Origin of the sequence: Silvimonas terrae, assembly GCF_014202765.1 — a bacterium.
In the GTDB taxonomy this organism is placed as follows: Bacteria; Pseudomonadota; Gammaproteobacteria; order Burkholderiales; family Chitinibacteraceae; genus Silvimonas; species Silvimonas terrae.
On the sequence record NZ_JACHHN010000008.1, the window covers coordinates 146,924 to 167,939 of the forward strand.

The 21,016-nt window shown below is 59.5% G+C and carries 24 protein-coding genes; 15 read left to right on the top strand and 9 right to left on the bottom strand.

What is annotated here, in order from left to right; translation table 11 throughout:
• Positions 1-140 precede the first annotated feature (140 nt).
• The gene (locus HNQ50_RS17605) at positions 141-527 is read left to right on the top strand and encodes a DUF488 domain-containing protein (RefSeq protein ID WP_184102514.1); all 387 of its coding nucleotides are present in this window, start codon (positions 141-143) and stop codon (positions 525-527) included.
• Here HNQ50_RS17605 and HNQ50_RS17610 read toward each other — a convergent pair.
• Entirely contained in the window at positions 524-1,066 is a 543-nt protein-coding gene (locus tag HNQ50_RS17610) for a hemerythrin domain-containing protein (protein ID WP_184102515.1), read from the bottom strand. The genes HNQ50_RS17605 and HNQ50_RS17610 overlap by 4 nt on opposite strands.
• 1,323 nt (positions 1,067-2,389) lie before the next feature.
• Here HNQ50_RS17610 and HNQ50_RS17615 point away from each other — a divergent pair.
• Positions 2,390-2,713 (top strand): hypothetical protein, encoded by a 324-nt coding sequence (locus tag HNQ50_RS17615; protein WP_184102516.1) that lies wholly within the window; start codon positions 2,390-2,392, stop codon positions 2,711-2,713.
• 616 nt (positions 2,714-3,329) lie between these two features.
• Here the strand turns inward: HNQ50_RS17615 and HNQ50_RS17620 are convergent.
• The 3 genes from HNQ50_RS17620 to HNQ50_RS17630 all read right to left on the bottom strand — a co-directional run bounded on the left by HNQ50_RS17620 (position 3,330) and on the right by HNQ50_RS17630 (position 6,489).
• Positions 3,330-4,457 (bottom strand): ABC transporter substrate-binding protein, encoded by a 1,128-nt coding sequence (locus HNQ50_RS17620; protein ID WP_184102517.1) that lies wholly within the window; start codon positions 4,455-4,457, stop codon positions 3,330-3,332.
• A gap of 281 nt (positions 4,458-4,738) precedes the next feature.
• Positions 4,739-6,007 (bottom strand): DUF3443 family protein, encoded by a 1,269-nt coding sequence (locus HNQ50_RS17625; RefSeq protein ID WP_184102518.1) that lies wholly within the window; start codon positions 6,005-6,007, stop codon positions 4,739-4,741.
• A gap of 14 nt (positions 6,008-6,021) precedes the next feature.
• Entirely contained in the window at positions 6,022-6,489 is a 468-nt protein-coding gene (locus tag HNQ50_RS17630) for a DUF2844 domain-containing protein (RefSeq protein ID WP_184102519.1), read from the bottom strand.
• A 495-nt stretch (positions 6,490-6,984) separates the two neighbouring features.
• Here HNQ50_RS17630 and HNQ50_RS17635 point away from each other — a divergent pair, with 495 nt between their 5' ends.
• From HNQ50_RS17635 to HNQ50_RS17645, 3 genes are all read left to right on the top strand, one after another.
• Positions 6,985-7,230 (top strand): hypothetical protein, encoded by a 246-nt coding sequence (locus HNQ50_RS17635; protein ID WP_184102520.1) that lies wholly within the window; start codon positions 6,985-6,987, stop codon positions 7,228-7,230.
• A 104-nt stretch (positions 7,231-7,334) separates the two neighbouring features.
• Positions 7,335-7,844: a YaiI/YqxD family protein gene (locus tag HNQ50_RS17640; protein ID WP_184102521.1), complete on the top strand. Its 510-nt coding sequence runs from the start codon at positions 7,335-7,337 to the stop codon at positions 7,842-7,844.
• Between the two features lie 72 nt (positions 7,845-7,916).
• On the top strand, positions 7,917-8,618 hold the full coding sequence (locus HNQ50_RS17645) for a dienelactone hydrolase family protein (RefSeq protein ID WP_184102522.1): 702 nt from the start codon (positions 7,917-7,919) through the stop codon (positions 8,616-8,618).
• Between the two features lie 77 nt (positions 8,619-8,695).
• Here HNQ50_RS17645 and HNQ50_RS17650 read toward each other — a convergent pair whose 3' ends face one another.
• On the bottom strand, positions 8,696-9,109 hold the full coding sequence (locus tag HNQ50_RS17650; RefSeq protein WP_221303240.1) for a YybH family protein: 414 nt from the start codon (positions 9,107-9,109) through the stop codon (positions 8,696-8,698).
• 142 nt (positions 9,110-9,251) lie between these two features.
• On the opposite strand from HNQ50_RS17650, the gene HNQ50_RS17655 reads away from it, so the two are divergent.
• Both HNQ50_RS17655 and HNQ50_RS17660 read left to right on the top strand, forming a co-directional pair.
• Positions 9,252-10,619: a cell envelope integrity TolA family protein gene (locus tag HNQ50_RS17655; RefSeq protein ID WP_184102523.1), complete on the top strand. Its 1,368-nt coding sequence runs from the start codon at positions 9,252-9,254 to the stop codon at positions 10,617-10,619.
• A gap of 235 nt (positions 10,620-10,854) precedes the next feature.
• Positions 10,855-11,727, top strand: a complete 873-nt coding sequence (locus tag HNQ50_RS17660) for a hypothetical protein (protein WP_184102524.1) — start codon at positions 10,855-10,857, stop codon at positions 11,725-11,727.
• Positions 11,728-12,462: 735 nt separating this feature from the next.
• Here the strand turns inward: HNQ50_RS17660 and HNQ50_RS17665 are convergent.
• From HNQ50_RS17665 to HNQ50_RS17675, 4 genes are all read right to left on the bottom strand, one after another.
• Complete coding sequence (locus tag HNQ50_RS17665) at positions 12,463-13,215, bottom strand: SDR family oxidoreductase (protein ID WP_184102525.1); 753 nt, start codon at positions 13,213-13,215, stop codon at positions 12,463-12,465.
• A 107-nt stretch (positions 13,216-13,322) separates the two neighbouring features.
• Complete coding sequence (locus tag HNQ50_RS17670) at positions 13,323-14,210, bottom strand: cation diffusion facilitator family transporter (protein ID WP_221303241.1); 888 nt, start codon at positions 14,208-14,210, stop codon at positions 13,323-13,325.
• Complete coding sequence (locus HNQ50_RS22405) at positions 14,207-14,341, bottom strand: hypothetical protein (protein ID WP_281386219.1); 135 nt, start codon at positions 14,339-14,341, stop codon at positions 14,207-14,209. The genes HNQ50_RS17670 and HNQ50_RS22405 overlap by 4 nt, the downstream gene beginning before the upstream one ends.
• 49 nt (positions 14,342-14,390) lie before the next feature.
• Positions 14,391-14,660, bottom strand: a complete 270-nt coding sequence (locus HNQ50_RS17675; protein WP_184102527.1) for a metal-sensing transcriptional repressor — start codon at positions 14,658-14,660, stop codon at positions 14,391-14,393.
• Between the two features lie 201 nt (positions 14,661-14,861).
• Between HNQ50_RS17675 and HNQ50_RS17680 the strand changes: the two genes are divergently transcribed.
• From HNQ50_RS17680 to HNQ50_RS17715, 8 genes are all read left to right on the top strand, one after another.
• Positions 14,862-15,416, top strand: a complete 555-nt coding sequence (locus tag HNQ50_RS17680; RefSeq protein ID WP_184102528.1) for a GbsR/MarR family transcriptional regulator — start codon at positions 14,862-14,864, stop codon at positions 15,414-15,416.
• Positions 15,417-15,524: 108 nt separating this feature from the next.
• Positions 15,525-15,737, top strand: a complete 213-nt coding sequence (cydP, locus tag HNQ50_RS17685; protein WP_184102529.1) for a cytochrome oxidase putative small subunit CydP — start codon at positions 15,525-15,527, stop codon at positions 15,735-15,737.
• A complete protein-coding gene (locus HNQ50_RS17690; RefSeq protein WP_184102530.1) occupies positions 15,734-17,311 on the top strand; it encodes a cytochrome ubiquinol oxidase subunit I in 1,578 nt (525 codons plus the stop codon). Before cydP ends, HNQ50_RS17690 begins: the two co-directional genes overlap by 4 nt.
• A complete protein-coding gene (gene cydB / locus HNQ50_RS17695) occupies positions 17,304-18,443 on the top strand; it encodes a cytochrome d ubiquinol oxidase subunit II (protein ID WP_184102531.1) in 1,140 nt (379 codons plus the stop codon). The genes HNQ50_RS17690 and cydB overlap by 8 nt, the downstream gene beginning before the upstream one ends.
• A 29-nt stretch (positions 18,444-18,472) precedes the next feature.
• Entirely contained in the window at positions 18,473-18,631 is a 159-nt protein-coding gene (cydX, locus tag HNQ50_RS22565) for a cytochrome bd-I oxidase subunit CydX (RefSeq protein WP_184102532.1), read from the top strand.
• A 449-nt stretch (positions 18,632-19,080) separates the two neighbouring features.
• The gene (locus HNQ50_RS17705; protein WP_221303242.1) at positions 19,081-19,923 is read left to right on the top strand and encodes an AraC family transcriptional regulator; all 843 of its coding nucleotides are present in this window, start codon (positions 19,081-19,083) and stop codon (positions 19,921-19,923) included.
• A gap of 157 nt (positions 19,924-20,080) precedes the next feature.
• Positions 20,081-20,545, top strand: a complete 465-nt coding sequence (locus HNQ50_RS17710; RefSeq protein ID WP_184102533.1) for a hypothetical protein — start codon at positions 20,081-20,083, stop codon at positions 20,543-20,545.
• A 58-nt stretch (positions 20,546-20,603) separates the two neighbouring features.
• Positions 20,604-20,981 carry a DUF3597 domain-containing protein gene (locus HNQ50_RS17715; RefSeq protein WP_184102534.1) on the top strand — a complete coding sequence of 126 codons (378 nt, stop codon included), beginning with the start codon at positions 20,604-20,606 and terminating at the stop codon, positions 20,979-20,981.
• The last annotated feature ends 35 nt before the right edge of the window (positions 20,982-21,016 follow it).

A 21,016-nucleotide genomic window follows, 5' to 3' on the forward strand; every position in this document is an offset into this window, starting at 1 on the left:
AGCCCGGATGAAGCCGAAGGCGAGAATCCGGGGTTGTACCGTTGGCAGGTTCTTGTTCACAGTGCCACCCCGGATTCCCGGCCTGAGGGCCTTCATCCGGGCTACGGGGTCTGTTTTCTTACGCATTGCAAGGCGATCTGATGACCATTCGCATTGTCAGACTGGGCTCCCCGCGCGCCAAAGATGAAGGCGTGCGTATTGGCACCGTCCGCCGACCACCACGCGGCGTACCCAAGGCCGAATTTGCCAGCCGGGATTTTTACGACATCTGGTACCCCATGCTCTCTCCGGCACCCGAACTGGTGCAGGAAGCCCAGGCCGCCCATGATCAGGCGGGATGGGACCGGTTTGTGAAGCACTTTCGCAAACAAATGAGCGAGGCCGAACCCAGCCGCACGCTGGACTTGCTGGCCGCGCTATCCCATCAAAGCCACTTTGCCATTGGCTGCTATTGCGAAGACGAAGCCCACTGCCACCGCAGCGTGCTGCGCCAATTGCTGGCCGAGCGCGGCGCGGATCTGGCTTAGTGTGTGGGATTGGTTATGGCTTCATCCCGCAGCGCATGTTGCAAAGCCAGTATCTGATCGCCCAAAGCGTTCAGATTCAGCGTGCCCAGTGCACGGATCAGCGGAAACAGGTTGTCTTCTTCTTCCGCAAAGTGCAGCGCCACATAATCGGCCAGTACCTTGAAGCGCGCTTCAAACAACGGATGATCGGCTGGCGTGACATCCAGATGCGCAATCAGCGCATTGCAACTGGCATGCTCTACCAGCGCCTCATCAATCAGATGGCCGCGTTTGTGTAACGCGGCTCTGGCGGCGGGGTAGAACAACTGTTCCTCGACTTGCGAATGCCAGGCTAGCAGGCGGCAGGTTTGCTGTACCAGCGACTTTTTCTGGGCATTTGAAAACAGATACTTGCGCCGCTTGTACTCCGTAAACATTTGCAGGATGGTGGCATGTTCGGCGGTCAGCAAAAAGGTCGCGCGGTCATGCGTCAACGCTGCGCCCGTAGTCACCGCAGCGCCACTGGCGTTCCGGTGGTTGAGCTGGGGAAAGGACGGCATGGCGTTCTCCGGGCAGATGGCGGAAGTCCTGATTGATGGTAATCACCACTGCTGGCGATTGTTGTCGGTGTGGGGCGCATTTGGCTGCAGGGTTTTGCGACGGTCGTCCTACAGGTGTGGGTGTCAGGGGGCTGGCTGGGCGGGGCGTTTGACCTTGCTTGCTGCTTTGTTATTCCCGACCGCAGCGGCCGGCCTTGGGGGGAGTTCAGCTACGGTATTTGCGAGGATATGACTGCCTGTTTTGTTCCACTGACTCGTCATTCCGGCCTTGAGCCGGAATCCAGCGGGCCGCCGTAGGTGGCCTTTGCAATGCGGGCAGTAGGGTGGATTCGGAGCGAAGCGACAATCCACCATTGCGATGTGTTAGCGCCTTCGGCGCGGATGTGAAAAGCATTTGATACCGGCGGTGGCCGGAGCACGTCACTTTCTTTGCGTCGCCACCTCGGCGGCCCCAAAGAAAGTAACCAAAGAAAGGCGACCCCAGCCGGGCGGCCCTCCGGGCTTCCCTCAGTCGGTCGGGAGCCTAAGGGCACCCTCCACTCCCTCGGCGCTTGGCTTTAACGGGGGAGGAAAATCAAAACCAACCCCAACCCCGCAAACCATCTGCCCGCAAGAACGGTTCACCCCGCCAACCACTACGTCATTCCGGCGACCGCCGGAATCCAGCTACGCCATCCGCAAATACCACGCCGTAGCCCGGATGAAGCAAAGCGAGAATCCGGGGTTGCCGCGCTGGCATAGGCGCTTTTTATAGAGCTCCCCTTCGACCCCGACGGCATATTTACTTAGGCAAGCCCGGTTGATCATGATCAAATACCAGGGTGATTGCGTAAGGCCCACTCCTAAATCGGATCAACCCGATGTGGCACAACGCCAGCGCTAGGCAAGATGGCTGCGCCGCGTGTAACAACGCGGTCGGGTTTGACGACCCGGTTCTAGTAGGCCGATGACTGCAATCACACTTGATGTGGCTTTTTTTGCGCTCATTGGTTCGCTTTGGCACGTCCGTATCTACGGCGGGCCGGGCGGGGAGACCTTCGGGTCTACCGGTTGCCTACTTGCCGGTTCGTCAACCTCGTCCGGTTCCGCCACCTCATTTGACGATGGGGTGCGGGGCTCTAACGACCAAGTAGGAGTCCACATCATGCACGCTCCCCAAGGAATTCCCGCGCCACCCCGGTGTATCCGCAATCCGCTCCGCCGTACCCGATCCTTCCGCCACCCGCTTTTCGGCCACGCCGTACTCTGCTTTGCCGCCAGTCTGGATGCCAGCCGCGCCATGCATGGCGGTTTCAGGGCCGCAGACCTACGCGGAGGCCGATCATGAACGCCTTCCCACTCGCCCCGTTTACCTTCGCCCTGCGCAAAGCGCTGACGCTGGAAGCCATGCAACAAGCGGCAGACAGCGGCCAGACTACGCTCGTTAGCACCTTGCTGGCACTGGATGAACATTGCGACGGGATGGATGCGGCGGTGATGCAGCAAACCCATCACCTGAATCAACTGATCGAGGCCATGGACATGCTGTTTACGGCACTGGATCAAGCCATACCGTCATCGCTATCGATTGAGGCAGTGCGGCATTTGCTGGAACCAATCCGGCACCAGATTCAGAACGTGCATAACGGTCTGGATGCGCTGCATTAATGCCGCTTTGGTGTCGTAGCCCGGATGAAGCGTAGCGAGAATCCGGGGTGGCAGTGCGCCTATGTGCGTACTTGCTTGCATTGCCCCCGGATTCCCGGCCCGACGGGCCTTCATCCGGGCTACGGTGCTGCATTAGCAATTGAGGGGGCCTCGCCAAAGTGAGGACTGTTTCAGTGTCGTAGCCCGGATGAAGCGTAGCGAGAATCCGGGGTGGCAGTGCATCTATGTGCGTACTTGCTTGCATTGCCCCCGGATTCCCGGCCCGACGGGCCTTCATCCGGGCTACGGTGCTGCATTAGCAAGTGAGGGGGCCTCGTCAAAGTGAGGACTGTTTCGGCGTCGTAGCCCGGATGAAGCGTAGCGAGAATCCGGGGTGGCAGTGCATCTATGTGCGTACTTGCTTGCATTGCCCCGGATTCCCGGCCCGATGGGCCTTCATCCGGGCTACGGTGCTGCGGATGTTATTGCTAGCTGCACATAACTCAATCTGCATCAAACCTTCACTATCTTTTAATCGGGATAGGCGGCATCCGATAAAGCATTGTCCATAAGATGTGTCCAATAAAAAACCGCCCCAAAGGGCGGCTTTTTATTCATCAACCAGCATCTCACAGCCTCAGCTATGAATCCGCCCGTCATGATCCACCACGGTCAAATCCACATAGGTGGAACCATTGTGATTGGTGGGGGAGAACTTCACGCGGTAGCCGCCCAGGTCGTAGTCGCCCAGGCTTTCCAGTGCGCTGACCAGTTTTTCACGGGTCAGGCCCTTGCCGGCACGTTTGAGGCCTTCTACCAGCACGCGGGCGCCGATGTAGCCTTCCAGGCTGGGGTAATCCACATCGTTGATCCCGGCGGCGCTCAGCGCTTTCACATAATCAATGGTGATCGGGCGGGTGGGGTTGTACGGGGTCGGCATCACTTGGGAGACGATCACGCCAGAGCCGTCGTTCTTGAGTTCATGCACCAGCGCTTCGGTCCCCACAAAAGACACGTTGTAGAACGGGCCGATGTAGTTGCGGCTGCGCGCGGCGGTAATGAAGGCGGCGCTGGATTTATACGCGGTGACCATGAACACGGCGTTGGCCGGGCTCTTGACCACCAGTTCATCGACCGCTTTGGCGACGTCAACACTGTTACGTTGCACGGTGGCGGTGGCGTTGATCTTGATGCCGTATTTGAGCGAGGCCTCTTGCATGGCTTTCAGGCCGGCCTGACCGTAGGCGTCGTTCTGGTAGAAGATGTTGATGGTCGACATGCCCATCTTCTTCATGCCTTCGGCAATTTCAGCGGCTTCGTCCCGGTAACCGGCGCGCACGTTGAAAATGTTCTTGTTCAGCGGGTTGCGCAGGCTGTCAGCGCCGGTAAACGGGGCAATGAATGGCACGCTGTTCTGATTGATCAGCGGCAGCGAGGCATTGGACGTCGGGGTGCCCACATAACCGAACAGCGCAAAGACTTGCTGTTCCTTGATGAGCTTTTGGGTATTGGCGGCGGCCCGATCCGGCTCATAGCCGTCGTCCAGCGCAATCAGTTTGATCTTGCGACCGTTCACGCCGCCGTGGGCGTTCACATAGTCAAAATACGCTTTGGCGCCACGGTTCACGCCTTTGCCCAGTTCGGCCGCCGGGCCGGAGAGGGCGGCCGATTGGCCCAGTACGATTTCGTTCTCAGTGATACCCGGTTCGGCGGCAAGTGCCGACAGGGAAATCAGGGCCAGCAGACCCAACCACAGCGCCTTCATATTTATTTATCCTTGGAAGCTTTGATTCGACGGCCACGCCCGGTGCTGGCGGGTCGTTGTGCGGCTTTCACCTGCGTTATTACCGGCGCCCGCGGCCGGTAACGTTAACAGGCACGCTATTATATCGGCATAAGTGGTCAGGGGGCGCAGCGCAACCCGGACGGCGGGAAAGTCGCGACGGTCGTCAGCTTACAAGTGTGGGATCGACGCCACGGTGCCCAAAAGAAAATGCCGCCCAACGAAGGGGCGGCATTTTTGTGGCGATCAATCAGCCAGCAAGCCTAGAACGCCACATAACCTGGTGTGGCGGTGTTGGTGCTGGTGTTCGTGTTAAAGCCCAGATAGAAGCTGCGGCCGTAGTTGAACGGGAAGCCCAGATCGATTTCAGACAAGGAATTAGGGCCGCCCACATTGCTAAAGGCTCTGTTGTTGCTGGCAAACAGCGTGTTGGCGCTGGCAATGCTCAACGTGATGCTCGAAGAGGGTGACATGCTGCTGTTGTAGCCCGCAATGGCAATGACCGGATTGACGGTGGTGGTCGGGCAGAAGAAATCCGGCCCGGCCGAGTTGGTGCCAGACGGGCAAGCAGCCGCCACGGAAGAGGGCAGGAAAAGCAAATTGGAGCCCGTATCAAAGAAACCCATGCCGCTGACGGTGTTCACGCCTATATACACATCACCCACGATGCTGGTCGGGTATTGGGTCACACCGCTCAACGCGTTGTTGCTTTGCGTGCCAATACCAAACACCAGCGAACCCGTTGCCGTCACTGCGCCGGATGAACCTACCGCCGGCATGACAATCATCACGCCGTTGTTGTCGGTGGCAAACAAGGTCACCGGATTCACCACCTGGTTGGCCGTCGGCATACTCGTCGGCTGGCAGGTGCTGCCGCTGGCGCAGGCGTAGTAGAAATCAGGGTTGGCCGTTGTGGCGCAGACGTTACTGGTGTCACCGCAATCGTGCACGATATTGGCGACGCCGATGACCCCGTTAGCGCCAAAATCAGCCACCGTGCCTTCGTTGGTGCCGCCACTGCTGCAACCGGTCGGAACGGTCGGGAAATTGCTATCGCCAATCACCTGCAGTTGCACGCCGCTGGCACTCTCGCCCCCAATGGTCAGGTCTGCCTTGGCGACCGAACCCCAGATAAAGCCATCGGCAAACTTGTAGCACTCTGCCGTTGGGACACCCGGAATACTGGCGCCAGTCGGGGTGTTCTGCACCGGCAATGCCAGGCCGCCCAGTGCGCTGGACATCAAGCGCAAACCGGTAGAGCCGGTATCGACCAGCACATGATCGACCGTCACGCAGGTGGTGCTACCCGGTACGCAAACCTTGACCGTGACATAAGGAATATTGACCACGCCTGTGGCGCCCGCAGGGCCGCTATCTACCACCAGTGCTGCCACGTTGGTGCCAGAGATCGGCGCGGAGGTTGGGGTGGGGGTCGAGGTCGGGTTGATCAGGTTCGAGCCATCAGCCGCACCGTTGCAACCCACCAGCAGCAAATAAAGGCTGGTCAGACAAGCCAGCAAGAAGTACCGCATTGTGTGCTCCTGAATTACTGGATTTGATCGGTGGTTACGCCGGCTGGCAGCATGGCTGGCACCCAGGCCCGGCCACGATACGCCAGGGGTCGGCCACCCGATTGCACGACCAGATCACTGTTGTTGACGAGATTGGGCGTATGACCGGCATGGCGCGTGGTGTTATTGCTGACCAGTTGCGGAAAATAGCTGCCCAGCAGCGCATTCAGATCAGGTAATTGCGGGCCTTGCCAGCTCACGGCAAACACGTTGCCGTCGGTGCCGATGTACTCGGTAATGGTGGTGCCCTGACTGGTTTCCAGCGTGTTGACGGTAAACGCCGCGTTGCTGCTCACGCTGGCGCCAGCTTTGACGGAAGCCTTGAACTTGCTTTGTGCGGTACTGGCGGACGTCGGTGCGCCACCCAGAACGGCGTGCGCAAGGCAGGGTACGGCCAGTAACACAACGCCAAGGCGCTTGATGTAACCGGATCTGGTGTTCATGAAAATCCTCAATGCAGTGTGCTTGCAGTCTGGAAAACAGGAGCTTGATTGCAGCGGTAATCGGATCACATCTCTCATTATTAGCCGCTTTGCTTACTATGCCACCTGAAGATGAACGTCAGGCGGCGGTTTTGTATCCCATCTGTAGCGCGTCGTCGTTGCGCAACATTCTGGCCTGCCGTTGATCGGTTATCCGGGGGCCTGCCGTTGTCAGACGACGAACGCACAAATCTTCCGGCAACGCAGGAAAAACGCGATGCTGACGCCTGCGTTGACCGGCGGGAAGGGGCATACCGCACAAATGGTATCGATTGCAGGCCGGGCGGCCTGCCGTCTGGCGCTGGCGGATACTTGATTCATGCAAATGTCCTGATTAGTTTGTGTAGCGCAGTAGCACAAAAAGGGCTCGCCGGTCAGCCGTGTCAGAGCTTACAACACAGGGGCGTTTGCATGGGCCGGTCAGCAATGATGGCAAATGCCTGGGGGGTTTTTGAAATGACCAGATTGCAACAACCAGTGACCACGTCAGAAGCAGGCGGGCAGGCGATCGACACCGTGGAAGCGGCGCTCGATTACGTCTACGAGCAATTTGAAACGCATCACGCGCAAATCAGGGAAGTCTGGGCGGATACCTACAACGCCCTGGCGCAAGCGTGTGATTCTGGCGATGACGGTGAAATTGAAGCCGCCCGCCACAAATTGCTGGATGCCATTAATCTGGCCCATATGGGATCAGCGTAAGGCATCCCGACGCGCTTCATCGTTGTATCGCGACACGGACAAGGCGGCCTGCGGCAGGGAATAACCTGCTGGCTGGCCGCCCTTTTATTTTATATGCTCCGCCGATGACGACATCTTCCACCCATTCTTCCCCCACTTCTTCCGCCACGGGCTCGCGCATCTGGGTCGATGCGGATGCCTGCCCCAGACCGGTTAAAGAAATGCTGTTCCGTGCGGCAGATCGCGCGCAAATCCAGGTGACCCTGGTCGCCAATCAACTATTAAGCGTGCCACCGTCCCCCTGGATCAATGCCGTGCAAGTGCCGGCTGGCTTTGATGTGGCCGATAATGAAATTGCTGCCCGTGCGCAGGCGGGTGATCTGGTGATCACGGCGGATATTCCGCTGGCCGCTGCAGTGATCCCCAACGGTGCAGACGTGATCGATCCGCGCGGCGAGACCTTGAGTCTGGCCAATATTGCAGAGCGTTTATCCATGCGTGATTTCATGCAGGGTCTGCGGGATTCTGGCGTGCAAACCGGCGGGCCGGCGAGTTTCTCGGCCGCAGACAAGCAATCCTTTGGCCGGGCGCTGGATGGCTGGCTGGCAAAAAAACGGCGGCCTGCGCCCTTGTAAACCGACCGGTCGGCCCAATGTCTGCGCCAGCGCAGTTGCATCCCTCAGAACCTTCAAGTAACGGAGTACAACATGACCTCTCGCTGGATCGATATTACAAGTTCGACAGGTGAAACCTTTGGTGGCTATCTTTCGCTGCCGCCCACCGGCAAGGGCCCCGGTCTGGTGCTGATTCAGGAAATCTGGGGTGTGAACGACCATATCCGCAAAGTGGCGGACCAATACGCCGCAGACGGCTTTGTGGTGCTGGCGCCGGATGTGTTCTGGCGCCAGACCCCGCGCGTTGATCTCAATTACGATGAGCCGGGCACCAAGCAGGCTTACGGCCTGATGCAGGGTCTGGATCAACCTGCCGCAGTGAAAGATCTGGTTGGTGCAGTCAGCACGCTCAAGGCGCAGCCGGAAGTCACCGGCAAGATCGCAACGGTGGGGTACTGCATGGGCGGGCGTTTGTCTTTCCTGACCGCCGCCAACAGCCCGGATGTTGCCGCTGGCGTGGCGTATTACCCAGGTGCCATTAACACCGTCATGGGCGATGCCGCCAAGCTCAAGGCACCCATGCAGTTCCACTTTGGCGGGCTGGATACGCACATCGGTAAAGACGTGCGCCAGGCCGTGATTGATGAGTTGGGCGATCGCGAAGAGACCGAAGTCTATATCTACGAGAACGCAGATCACGGCTTTAACTGCTGGGGCCGCCCGATGTACCACCAGAATGCCGCATTGCTGGCCCACGGCCGCGTGCTGGAGTTCCTGGCGGAACATCTGGCCTGATCATGGCCTGATGGCTGGATGATCGTTGTTCTACCCAACGCCACCGTGCCCCAGGCCGGTGGCGTTGTTACGTGTGCTCAGGCCTGCAATGGCGCGCCGCTGGCGGCATCCAGCAGGAGCGTGTTGGCGTCCCGCAACACACGCCATTGGCCATCGGCCTGGCGTTGATAAACCGTCAGTGTATGTCCGCTACGGCTCACTGGCTGTGCCAGTTGCGGGCTGCTGACAGTCACTTGCAGGTGGCTGCGGCTAAAGGCCAGATCGGCACAGATCACCACCTCGGCGATTTCCTGCACGGCCGCGATGCGAACGCCGGCGGGCGGCTGCAAGGCTGCAAACGCGGCCTTGCCCATCATGGGTGGCCGGCCGGGCGTGATGAATACCACATCATCGGTCATCAATTCGAGCACGGCGGCGTGATCGCCCGCTGCAGTAGCACTGAGCCAGCGGGCACATAAGTTGCGGATTGCGGTTTCGTCAGCCTCAATCATGGGTAAACTCCGGGTTTGATGCAGGCGCGCCAGGCGCGCGCAAAGTGCCAGACTAGTGTACCTTTCCACATCCTGTATCAATCCACTATAACCACCGGAACGAGAGCCGGCCCGTGCCCCGGCCTGACACAGCGAGGACCAATTGAGATCACAGCGGCGGCTGACCTGGTTTGCACTGGTACTGTCTGTCCTGTTGCATCTGGCAACCTTGTTGATCCCGTTCACGTTTTCGGGGGGTGGTGCCCGTTTTTTTGCCAGCATCATGCCGTTGCAAGTCCAGTTGCAACCCGCACCGCCGCCGCCTGTTGAAGTCACCCCGCCACCGCAAGCCGAAACCCCCAATCCGCAAGGCGAAACCGCGCCCGAGGAAGCCGATACCCAGGCCGTGATCAGCGTGCCAACCCGCGCGCAGGAAAAACCGGTCGTGGCCCCGCCGCCAGTAACCCGTGTGGGGCGGCATCGTGAGCGTCACGCCAAAGCTTCTGCCGTAGCGCCGGCTTCGGCCCCGGCCGCCGAGGCCAGCCCGACACCGACACCCGAGGTGACGCCAGAACCGACGCCTGTCCCGACGCAGGCGCCAACGCCAACGCCGACGCCCACGCCTGTGCCCACACCGGTGGCGACGCCGACACCGCATCCAACGCCGGTGCCAACCACCGCGCCAACGCCCGCACCAACACCAGTACCCACGCCCGTGGCGACCCCGCTGCCGACACCGGTCGCAACACCGCAGCCAACACCGGCACCCACCGCGGTGCCGACAACTGCGCCGACAGCGACACCCGCACCGACCGCAATCCCCACCGCCCGGCCTACGGTGGTACCGCCCACCCACGCGCCAGCGCCCGTAGCGGCACTGACGCCCGTGCCCACGGCGGTGCCGGTGCTCAACATGCCCGTTACCCCGCTGCCGACAACGGGGCTGGCCGGCAATCAGGGCGGCAAGAGTGCACTGCCTGCCTTGCCTGGTCCGAATGTGGGCGGCGGCAAGAACAACGGCGGGGCGGGAGCCAAGAGCAATAGCAGCGCTAGCGGCAGCGGCAATGGCCCGGGTCAGGTGGTCAAACCGCCGCTGGATCTGCGTTTGCCCTCCATCAACATGCCAGTGATGCGCCCACCCACAGGGGGCAAGAATCCGCAGGAAGAAGGCTACGTGCGCGCCCAGCGCGATTCGGTCACGCGGGCGATCTACAACTTCTGGGAAGGCACGCAGGTTCGCCGGCGCATTGAGCAGTACGGCAAGATGAGCTTCCCGCGCAACAGCAATGGCGACGCCCTGTATGGCCGCGTGCGATTGCGCCTGTTGATCAACGGCAGGGATGGTTCACTGGCCGAGAGTGAAGTCATCATGTCTTCCGGTAACCCGGAGCTGGACGACGCTGTGCTGCTGCTGGTGCGCCGCGCCGCGCCGTTCGGGCCGGCCAGCCACGATATCTGGGACGAAAACGGCCAGATTCTCTTGCTGATGTACGCCAACTTCCAGAAAGACCAAACAGTGTGGAGCCGCTGACCAGCGCGTTTTGGTAAAAGAAAACCCCTGGTCTGTCGTCGCGGCGCGCCAGTACTGCGTTACACGCGAAGACCCTCGTGATCGGCCGGCTACATGGTCGATACATAAACTGTTTGATTGTCGCCGCGCCTCAGGGTAAAACTGTGCGGCTTGCCGGCAGCCCAAGAGGGCGTCCAGGCGCTGCCGGTTCCCCGTTAATGGGGCGGGGATTAACTTTTGTTCAAGTTGAAGATTCTTGTCAGTCAAGTACCTCTCATATAAAGACGGCATTCTGACCATCAACCTTGATGTGCTGGCACTGGCCTTTTTACTGGCCATCTTGCTGCATGTCTCGGTCTTGCTGATCCCGAAAATGCCGCCCAAACAAGTGAACGCCGCTGCTGCCAAACAGGAAGCGCCGTTCCAGATGCAGCTCTTGCCACGCCCCACGCCCAAGGTCGCCCAGGCCGAGGTGCAAAAGCAGCCGCCGGTGCTTACACGCACGGTGCCGGCTACAGAAAAGCCGGATTACGTCGCCCCCCCGCCCAAGCCGCGCCGCAAAGAAGCCCCCCGTGTGGCCTCTGCCCCGGCCCCCAAAACCGCGCCGGATCAGACGCCGCCACGTGAAATCACCATGGGTGGCGGGCTGGATGACGCACTCAACCACCGCTCCGGGCCGCCACCCAAACCCGGCCAGTTGCTGCATCACCTGTCTGATTTGCCGCCACAACAAGTCAGCCCGGATGACTCCGGGCCTGAACTGGGCGCGCAAACCGAGCAGACCACTGACCCGGTCAAGCGCTTCCAGTACGGCTGGTGGTTTGATGCCATCAAGCGCAAGGTAGAACGTGTGGGGCAGATGAATTTCCCGCATGACGAACACGACAACCCCATGTTTGGTCGCGTGCATTTCCGTGGCGCTCTGAGCGCGGATGGCAAGACGTTTAACATCACCGTGCTGGACGTCGACGGCCCCGCAGCACTCGGCCCCAAATGCAAACTGATTCTGCAGCGCTCCGTGCCCTTGCCGCCGCCGCCCAAAGACTTCCTCGACAAAAACCAGCAGTATGTGTTTGTGGGCGATTACTACTTTGTGAACAGCTCGCAGATGACCAGGTATAACTGGTGATGTTTGTTTGAACAAAAAACCCGGCACCAGGCCGGGTTTTTTGTTGGAAGCAAGCGAATGGATCGAGCCAGCGGGAGTTACATTTGGCTGTGGCTGTGGCTGTGGCTGTGGCTGTGGCTGTGGCTGTGGCTGTGGCTGTGGCTGTGGTTGTTGCCGTTGCTGTTGAAGTGGAAGTTGGGGTTGTTTTTGACTTTCCTTCCCCATCAAAGCCCAGCGCCGAGGGAGTGGAGGGAGACCTTAGGCTCCCGACCGACTGAGGGCAGCCCGGAGGGCCGCAGGGCTGGGGTCGCCTTTCTTTGCCTACTTTCTTTGGCGAAGCAAAGAAAGTAGGGTGCTCCGGCCACCGCCGGTATCAAAATGCTTTTCACATCCGCGCCGAAGGCGCTAACACATCGCAATGGTGGATTGTCGCTTCGCTCCGAATCCACCCTACTGCCCGCATTGCAAAGGCCACCTGCGGCGGCCCGCTGGATTCCGGCTCAAGGCCGGAATGACGAGTCAGTGGGGAAGGACAGCATTTGAGGCTCCGGCCCGCAGCACGGCTGGATTCCCGCCTCCGCGGGAATGACGAGTCAGTGGAGCACGATGAGTGCCCATTTCTTTGCAAGCATTGCAGGCGGGCTCTTGCCCATATGGCGTCGCCTCACCCTGCTTTGGCAGCAACGCTCAATCCTGCACCTCAACAAAAAACCGGCGCAAGGCCGGTTTTTTGTTACTCCACTGACAAAGCCAACCTCAACGGCGATCCCGATCAATCACCAGCCCGCCAAACGACTGCCGCACCGGCATGATCTCGATCGTGTTGATGTTCACGCGATCCGGCCGCGAGGCAATCCAGTAAATGGCATCCGCAATATCGTGCGGGGTCAGCGGTTCAGTGCCGTTGTAGACCGTTGCTGCGCGTTCATCATCGCCATGAAACCGCACATTGGAGAATGTCGTGCCGCCGACCATGCCCGGCTCTACATCCGTCACCCGTACGCGCGTGCCCAGCAGGTCGGCGCGCAGGTTCAGCGAGAACTGGCGCACAAACGCCTTGGTGGCCCCGTAGACGTTGCCACCCGGATAGGGCCAGCGGCCGGCCACAGAACCCAGGTTGACGATGGCGCCACGATCACGCGCTACCATCCCCGGCAGCACCGCGCGGGTGACATACATCAGACCCTTGATGTTGGTGTCGATCATGCGTTCCCAGTCGGTCAGGTCAGCGCGTTGCGCCGGTTCCAGACCCAGCGCCAGGCCGGCGTTGTTGACCAGCACATCAATATCGGCAAATTCTGCCGGCAAGCCAGCCAGCGCGGTAATGACGGCGGCGTTGTCGGTCACGTCCAGGGTCAGCGCATGCACTTTGCCGGGGTATTGGCTGGCCAGAACAGCCAGGGCGTCGGTGCTGCGGGCGGCAGCAATGACCTTGTGGCCTTCATCCAGGAAGCGGCGAGCGGTGGCTTCGCCGATGCCGATGCTGGCGCCGGTTACGAGTACGATCATTGGGTTTCTCCAGCGTTGATACGATCCATGCCGTGATCTTGCCGCAGCGCAGCAGTGCTGGCTAGCGCAGTGTCATGGCTGATAGGGCAGCACAGTCCCGGGCAAGGTCAGTGGCACTGGGCCTTGTCTGACTCAAACTGGTGGAATTGATCAACGCAATCTGCGGTTTCCATTTGCACGGTGACGTGCCCCACGTTGAATTCTTGCGCCAGCCGTTGCTGAATGCGCGTGACAATGGCCGCCTGATCCGCACCCGGTTCAGCGACGGCGTGCAGTGTTACCACCAGTTGTTCCGCCGTCATGGCCCAGGCGTGGATGTGGTGGATATCGGTCACGCCCTCAATATGCTGTTCCAGATCGGCCTTGATGTCGGTCAGTTGCAGATTGGGCGGTGTGCCTTCCAGCAGGATATGCGTGGTGGCTTTGACAATCTGCCAGGCGCTTTTCAGGATCAGCAGGGCGACCAGCACGGACAACAAAGGGTCGATCGGCGTCCAGCCGGTAAAGCGGATGACCAGCGCCGCAATAATGGCCGCCACAGAACCCAGCATGTCGCCCAGCACGTGCAGCCAGGCGCTGCGCATGTTCAGGTTTTCCTGGTTGCCCCCGTTGAGCACATAGAACGCGGCAATGTTGGCGGCCAGCCCGATCCCGGCAACCCATAACATCGGGCCGGACAAGATGGGTACCGGTTGGGCGAAACGCACGATGGCTTCATACAAAATCCACGCCGCCACGACAAACAGCGCGCAGCCGTTCACAAATGCCGCCAGGATTTCCAGGCGTTTATAGCCAAAGGTCAGCCGCGCGTTGGCCGGGCGCTTGCCAATGTGCAAAGCCAGCCAGGAAAAGCCCAGCGCTGCGGCGTCGGACACCATATGCCCGGCATCCGCCAGGAGGGCGAGCGAACCAGACCAGATACCGCCAACAATTTCCACCACCATGAATGCGGCGATGATGACAAAGGCCGCCGCAATCCGGCGCTGGTCGGTCACACCGTGGGCATGGCCAAAGGTGTGGTCATGATCGTGATGATGGCCGTGACCTTGATGGTCATGACCCGCGTGATCATGGTTGTCGTGCGCGTGGCCATGATCGGCGTGGTCATGTCCGCAAGAGGCGCCATGCTGGTGCGGGGGGCTGGCTGGGCGGTAGGAGGATGTCATCAGTCGGTCTCAAAGATAGCGGACGATTTGTTTGAACTCGTCCAGTGCTTCGCGCTGGCCCGCTTCACCGGCGGCATCCACCGCGTGTTCAAGGCAATGATCGATATGGTCTTGCACCAGTTGCCGCTTGGCACTGGCAATGGCTTTCTCTACCGCTTGCAGTTGCTGGGCGATATCCAGGCAAGCACGTTCTTCTTCCAGCATGCGCATGATGGTTTTCAGATGGCCTTCGGCGCGGCGCAAGCGGTTGAGGATTTCCGGGTGATCGGTATGTTTCATGTTTGCATGGTATCCCCCCGGGGGGGATATGGCAATCCAGAGTTCCCGAAAAAATACCAAACACATATTGCGCTTGCGCAAACCTGGTTTTACAATTTTCAGTAATTAGTGAAAATTCAGAAATACCAGAAACACCAAATCAATATAAAACCAAAAACAGCGACGGTGCAGACGTGCCGCGCCCCACTGGCAGACCAGAACATGCAACTTACCGAGCTTACCGAGCGCTTCATCCTGCATTTTGGCGAGATGGGCAGCCGCTGGGGCGTGAATCGCACCGTCGGCCAGATCTACGCCGTCCTGTTTATTTCAGAACGCCCGCTCAACGCCGACGAGATCGGCGAGACCCTGGGTTTTTCCCGCTCCAACGTCAGTATGGGCCTCAAGGAGTTGCAATCCTGGCGCCTGTGCCGCATGAGCCACCTGCCGGGCGATCGGCGCGAATACTTTGAAGCGCCCAAAGACGTGTGGGAGATTTTCCGCACCCTGGCGGAAGAAAAGAAAAAGCGCGAAATCGACCCCACGCTCTCCATGCTGCGCGACGCCATGCTGGTCAGCCCCACCAATGACCAGGAACGCTACGCCCAGGAGCGCATGCAGCAAATGCATGAGCTGATTGATCTGGCTACAGGCTGGTTCGACGAGATTCACCGGCTGTCTCCGCAAACGCTGGAGAACCTGATGCGTCTGGGCAGCAAGGTGCAAAAGGTACTGGGTTTGGCGGACCGGCTACGCGGTGATCGCACCGAGAGCTGACCTGCCTGACGGCCTTTGCGCCGCGTTCCGGCCCGCAAATCCTCGTTTGCCTGTCTAGACTGACAATACCCTGGTAGCACGAGGTGCTACCTGCCATGGAGCGGCAGTATGCAGTTGCCATCTTTTGACCGGCGTCTGGCGCTGGAAATCACCGGCGTGCTGATCGTCAAGTGCGCGTTGTTGTGGCTGGCCTGGAATGCGTGGTTTGCGCATCCGGCCGCCAAAGACATGAATATGCCCACCGACATGGTGCGGCAACAAATACTGGGCGTTGCCGCGTCCAGCCCCGCTTTGCGTACTCCCGGAGAAACCCCCAAATGATATTCGCCGAAGACGTGGTGACACTGTCACGGTTGCAGTTCGGCTCAACCGCCATGTTCCACTTTCTGTTTGTACCGCTCACGCTGGGTCTGAGCTGGATTCTGGTGATCTGTGAATCCATGTATGTCATGACCAACCAGCAGGTCTACAAGGACATGACCCGCTTCTGGGGCAAGCTCTTCGGGATCAACTTTGCCATGGGGGTGACCACCGGGATCACCATGGAATTCCAGTTCGGCACCAACTGGGCGTATTACTCGCATTATGTGGGCGATATCTTCGGCGTGCCGCTGGCCATTGAAGGCATGATGGCGTTCTTTCTGGAATCCACCTTTGTCGGCCTGTTTTTCTTTGGCTGGGATCGGCTCTCCCGCGTGCAGCATCTGGGTGTGACCTTCCTGGTGGCGCTCGGCTCCAACCTGTCGGCGCTGTGGATCCTCATCGCCAATGGCTGGATGCAGAATCCGGTAGGCGCAGAGTTCAACTACGAAACCATGCGTATGGAGCTGACCAGCATTGTCGATGTGTTCTTCAACCCGGTGGCGCAGGTCAAGTTTGTGCATACGGTGGCGGCGGGTTATGTCGCGGCCTCCATGTTTGTGCTGGGCGTGTCGTCCTGGTATCTGTTGAAAGCACGCGATACCGGTTTTGCCATCCGCTCGTTTGCGGTGGCGGCGGGTTTTGGCCTGGCGTCCGTCTTGTCGGTGATCGTGCTGGGGGATGAATCGGGTTATACGTCTGGTGAAGTGCAAAAGGTGAAACTGGCGGCCATCGAGGCGGAATGGGACACCATGCCCGCGCCGGCCACATTCACGGCCATCGGCATTCCTAACCAGAAAGAAGAGCGTACCGATTACGCCATCCGTATCCCGTACGTACTGGGGCTGATTGCCACGCGCTCGGTGGATAAACAGGTCACCGGCCTGAAAGACCTCAAGGTGCAATACGAAGGCCGTATCCGTAGCGGCATGGTGGCGTATGACGCGCTGCAAAAATTGCTGGCGGGCGACAAGAGTGACGCCGTCAAACAGCAATTTGAAGCGCACAAGCTGGACCTGGGTTTTGGGCTGCTACTCAAGAAGTACACGGACAAGGTGACTGACGCCACGCCGGAGCAGATCAAACTGGCAGCCAATGACACCATTCCGCAAGTGCTGCCGTTGTTCTTCTCTTTCCGCATCATGGTCGGATTGGGCTTCCTGTTCCTGTTTATCTTTGCCGCGTCGTTCTATTTCCTGGCCCGGCGCAATCTGGCGCCGCAACGCTGGCTGCTCAAGTTGATCGTGTTCTCGATCCCGCTGCCGTGGGTGGCGATTGAACTGGGCTGGTTTGTGGCGGAGTACGGTCGCCAGCCGTGGACGATCTCGGGCGTGTTGCCGACCATGCTGTCTGCATCCGCACTGGAACCCGGTCAGTTGCACTTCAGCCTGATTGGTCTGGTGGGTATCTACAGCGCGCTGTTTGTGATCGAGATGTACCTGATGCTCAAGTACATCAAGCTGGGCCCATCGTCGCTGCATACCGGCCGCTATCACAGTGAAAAGAAACTGACCCAGGGGAACCAGCATGCTTGATTACGAAACACTCAAACTGATCTGGTGGGCGCTGGTGGGGGTGCTGCTGATCGGCTTCGCCCTGACGGGTGGCTGGGATCTGGGCACTGCCATTTTGCTGCCGTTTATTGGCAAGAATGATGACGAGCGCCGGGTCGTCATCAACACCATCGGCCCGACATGGGAAGGCAACCAGACGTGGCTAATCACCGCCGGCGGCGCGTTGTTTGCCGCGTGGCCGCTGGTGTACGCGGCGGCATTTTCCGTCCTGTATATCGCGCTCATGCTGACCTTGTTTGCGCTCTTTCTGCGGCCGGTCGGCTTTGATTACCGCAGCAAACTGCCCAGCCGTCGCTGGCGCAACAACTGGGACTGGGGTTTGTTTGTCGGTGGTCTGGTGCCGTCCCTGATTTTTGGCGTGGCCTTTGGCAACCTGTTTGTCGGTGTGGACTTCAAGTTTGATGAAACCATGCGCGTGCTGTACGGCAATGCTGGCTTCTTCACGCTGTTGAACCCGTTTGCGGTGTTTTGTGGGCTGGTGTCGGTGGCCATGCTGACCCTGCATGGCGGTGCGTATGTGCATCTGAAAACGGAAGGCATCATCCGCGCCCGGGCCCGTCGTGCCGTGCAACTGGCCGGTCTGGTGACCGCCATCCTGTTCATTCTTGGTGGGGTCTGGGTGGCACAACGCAACGGCTTGCAACTGACCCACATGGGTTCACCCAATGATGTATTGCGCCCACTGGATAAAACCGTGGAGTGGGTGGCTGGCGGCTGGATGGCCAACTACGCGCAATACCCGCTGACCTGGCTGTTGCCGGCGCTGGGTGTCATTGGTGCCATCATCGCCATCCTGTGCGTGAGCGCCAACCTGGGCTGGCTGACGCTGCTGGGCAGTTCGCTCAGCCTGATCGGCATCATCCTGACCGCTGGCTGGTCGTTGTTCCCGTTTGTGCTGCCGTCTTCGCTGGATGCCCATTCCAGCCTGACGGTGTGGGATGCGGTCTCCAGCCATAAAACGCTGGGCATCATGCTGGGCGTGGCGGTGATCTTCATGCCGTTGATCATGCTGTACACCAGCTGGGTTTACCGCGTGATGCGCGGCCCGGTCACGGTTGAGCGCATCCGCGCCGAAACCCACACCAGCTATTAACCGGATTAGCGGAACAAGGAATAACAAACATGTGGTATTTCACCTGGGTTCTGGGCCTTGGTCTGGCGTTGGCAGCGGGCATCATCAATGTGATGTGGCTGGAGAGTCATAATGCTTTTGGTCAGCATGGGGATGAGAAGACCAAAGAGCGGTTTGAGCATTACCGGAAGAAGCGGCGCAAGGGGTGATGGCGGGGCTGTCGCGGTGGGTCGGTGCCACGCCGTAGCCCGGATGAAGCGATAGCGGGAATCCGGGGTGGCGATGCTTGCTGTCGGATGGATTCGGAGCGGCAGCGACAATCCACCATTGCAATGTGTGTTAGCGCCTGACGGCGCGGGTGTTTTGATACCGGCCACCCCGGTATGACATGTTTTTCAAACCCGTGCCGAAGGCGCTAAACCTGACAACAATATGAACCAGGCCAGCTACCCCGGATTCCCGGCCTGGCGGCCTCCATCCGGGCTACAGCCTGGCTATTTCTCTTGCCGGGGAAGGGGCGTGCTCCCGGTAGCCCGGCTATCAAACGTTTCCAACCCCACGCCGCAAGGCGCTAACATAAATCAGCGCAACAACCGCCGCGCCCGCAATTTCAATCAAATACACCCCCGCCAACCTGGGTAGATTGAGGTCATGCAACGTGAGAGAAACCATGAATCCGGTCGGCAAAACACTCTGGCTGATAGAGTCCGCCCTGGGCTCGACCCTCACGCTGGATTACCTCGCCCAGGCCTGCGGGATGTCCCGCTTCAGCCTGATCCGGGTATTTGGCGTGGTGACCGGGCATACGGTCATGCGTTACGTGCGAGAGCGGCGTTTGTCAGAAGCGGCGCGGCAGTTGAGTGCGGGCGCGGACAATATTCTGGATGTCGCTCTGAGTGCCGGTTATCAATCTCACGAGGCATTTACCCGCGCGTTTCATGAAGAATTCGGGATCACCCCCGAGGCCTTGCGCGCGCGATCAAGCCTCTCTGGGCTTAACCTGACGGAGCCTTTGCGCATGGATCAGCAACAGCAGTATCTCGAACTTGAGCCGCCCCGGTTTGAAACCAGCAAAGCCATGACCATTGCCGGTCTGGGTGGGCGTTTCAGTTATGAAACGGTCGGCAATATTCCGGAATTGTGGCGACGCTTTGGCGAGTTCATTGGCACCTTGCCGCATGAAGTCAAAGGGGCGGCCTATGGTGTATGCGTGGCCGCAGACGCCGAGCAGTTTGATTACATTGCCGGGGTAGAGGTCAAAGCCGCCAGTGGCTTGCCCAAAGACTTTGTACAAGTGGATATTCCGGCGCGGCGTTATGCCGTGTTTACCTGGCGCGGGCATATCTCTGCCATCCACACCATGTGCAACACCATCTGGAACAAATGGCTGCCGGAATCGGGCGAGCGTCATGCAGCAGCGCCAGACTTTGAAAAGTACGGCCAGTCATTTGATCCGGCCACTGGAAACGGCGGTTTTGAAATCTGGGTGCCGGTGGAATAAACCGCTTTGCCTCACCTGTTTGCCCATCACCCGCCTGCGTCCGCTGGCGGGTTTTTGTTTGTACAAAACCGGCCGTGCTTTCAAGACTTACCTGATAGGTCCCCCGATACGCGCTTGCTACCCTGACGCCATTTTTGCCATGGCATAAGGAGTTGCAATGGGTTTTCTGGATGAAGTCATCAAACAAGTCGCGGGTGGCTCGCAATCCCAGCCCGATCAGGGTTTGCTGGGGCAGGGGCTGGCCGCCATGTTCAGTTCTGATCAAACCCCGCCGTTTGCCAATATGGTTGGCCAGTTATTCGGCCAGTCCAGCAATGTCCAGCGCGCCGGTCTCATGAACCAGTTGCTGGCGGCAGTGGGCCCGCAATTGTTGAGCCAGGCTGCCGGCGGCGCGCTGGGGCGCATTCTGCCTGCGGGTGCCAATCAGATCACACCAGAGCAAGCCGGTCAGCTCAGTGAACAAGACGCTCAGGCCATCGCGGCCGAAGCACATGCGGCACAGCCCAATGTACTTGAAATGGTCAGCGGCTTTTACGCCCAGCACCCGGAACTCGTGCAGACCCTGGGCAGCGCCGCGCTGGCGTTTGCCATGAGCAAGCTGGCGTCATCCCGCGCCGGTTAAATTTTCCCGCAGTTTTTCTCTGCAATTTTCACCGTCAAAATCATCAAAGGATCAAACCATGGGCATTTTCAGCGATATCGTTGGCAAACTGTTTGGCAAGGCCAAACCAGAAGAACAAGCCCCGGCCGCAGCGGCTGATGCGCAAGTGGCCGCACCAGCGGCACCGGCTGCACCCGCAGTCGTGGTCGATGTGGCCGCCGTCATGGATCGTCTCGTGGCTGAAAGCGGTCAGACGCTGAACTGGCGCACATCGATTGTCGACCTGATGAAAGCGCTGGGCGTGGATAGCAGCCTGGAACACCGCAAGCAGCTGGCCGATGAACTGGGTTTTACCGGCGACAAAGCTGATTCTGCAGCGATGAATATCTGGCTGCACAAGGCCGTGATCCGCGCGCTGGCTGCCAACGGCGGCAAGCTCCCGCCTGAACTGGCCTGATCATTGGGTCGTTGGGCTCGACAAACCCGCTGGCA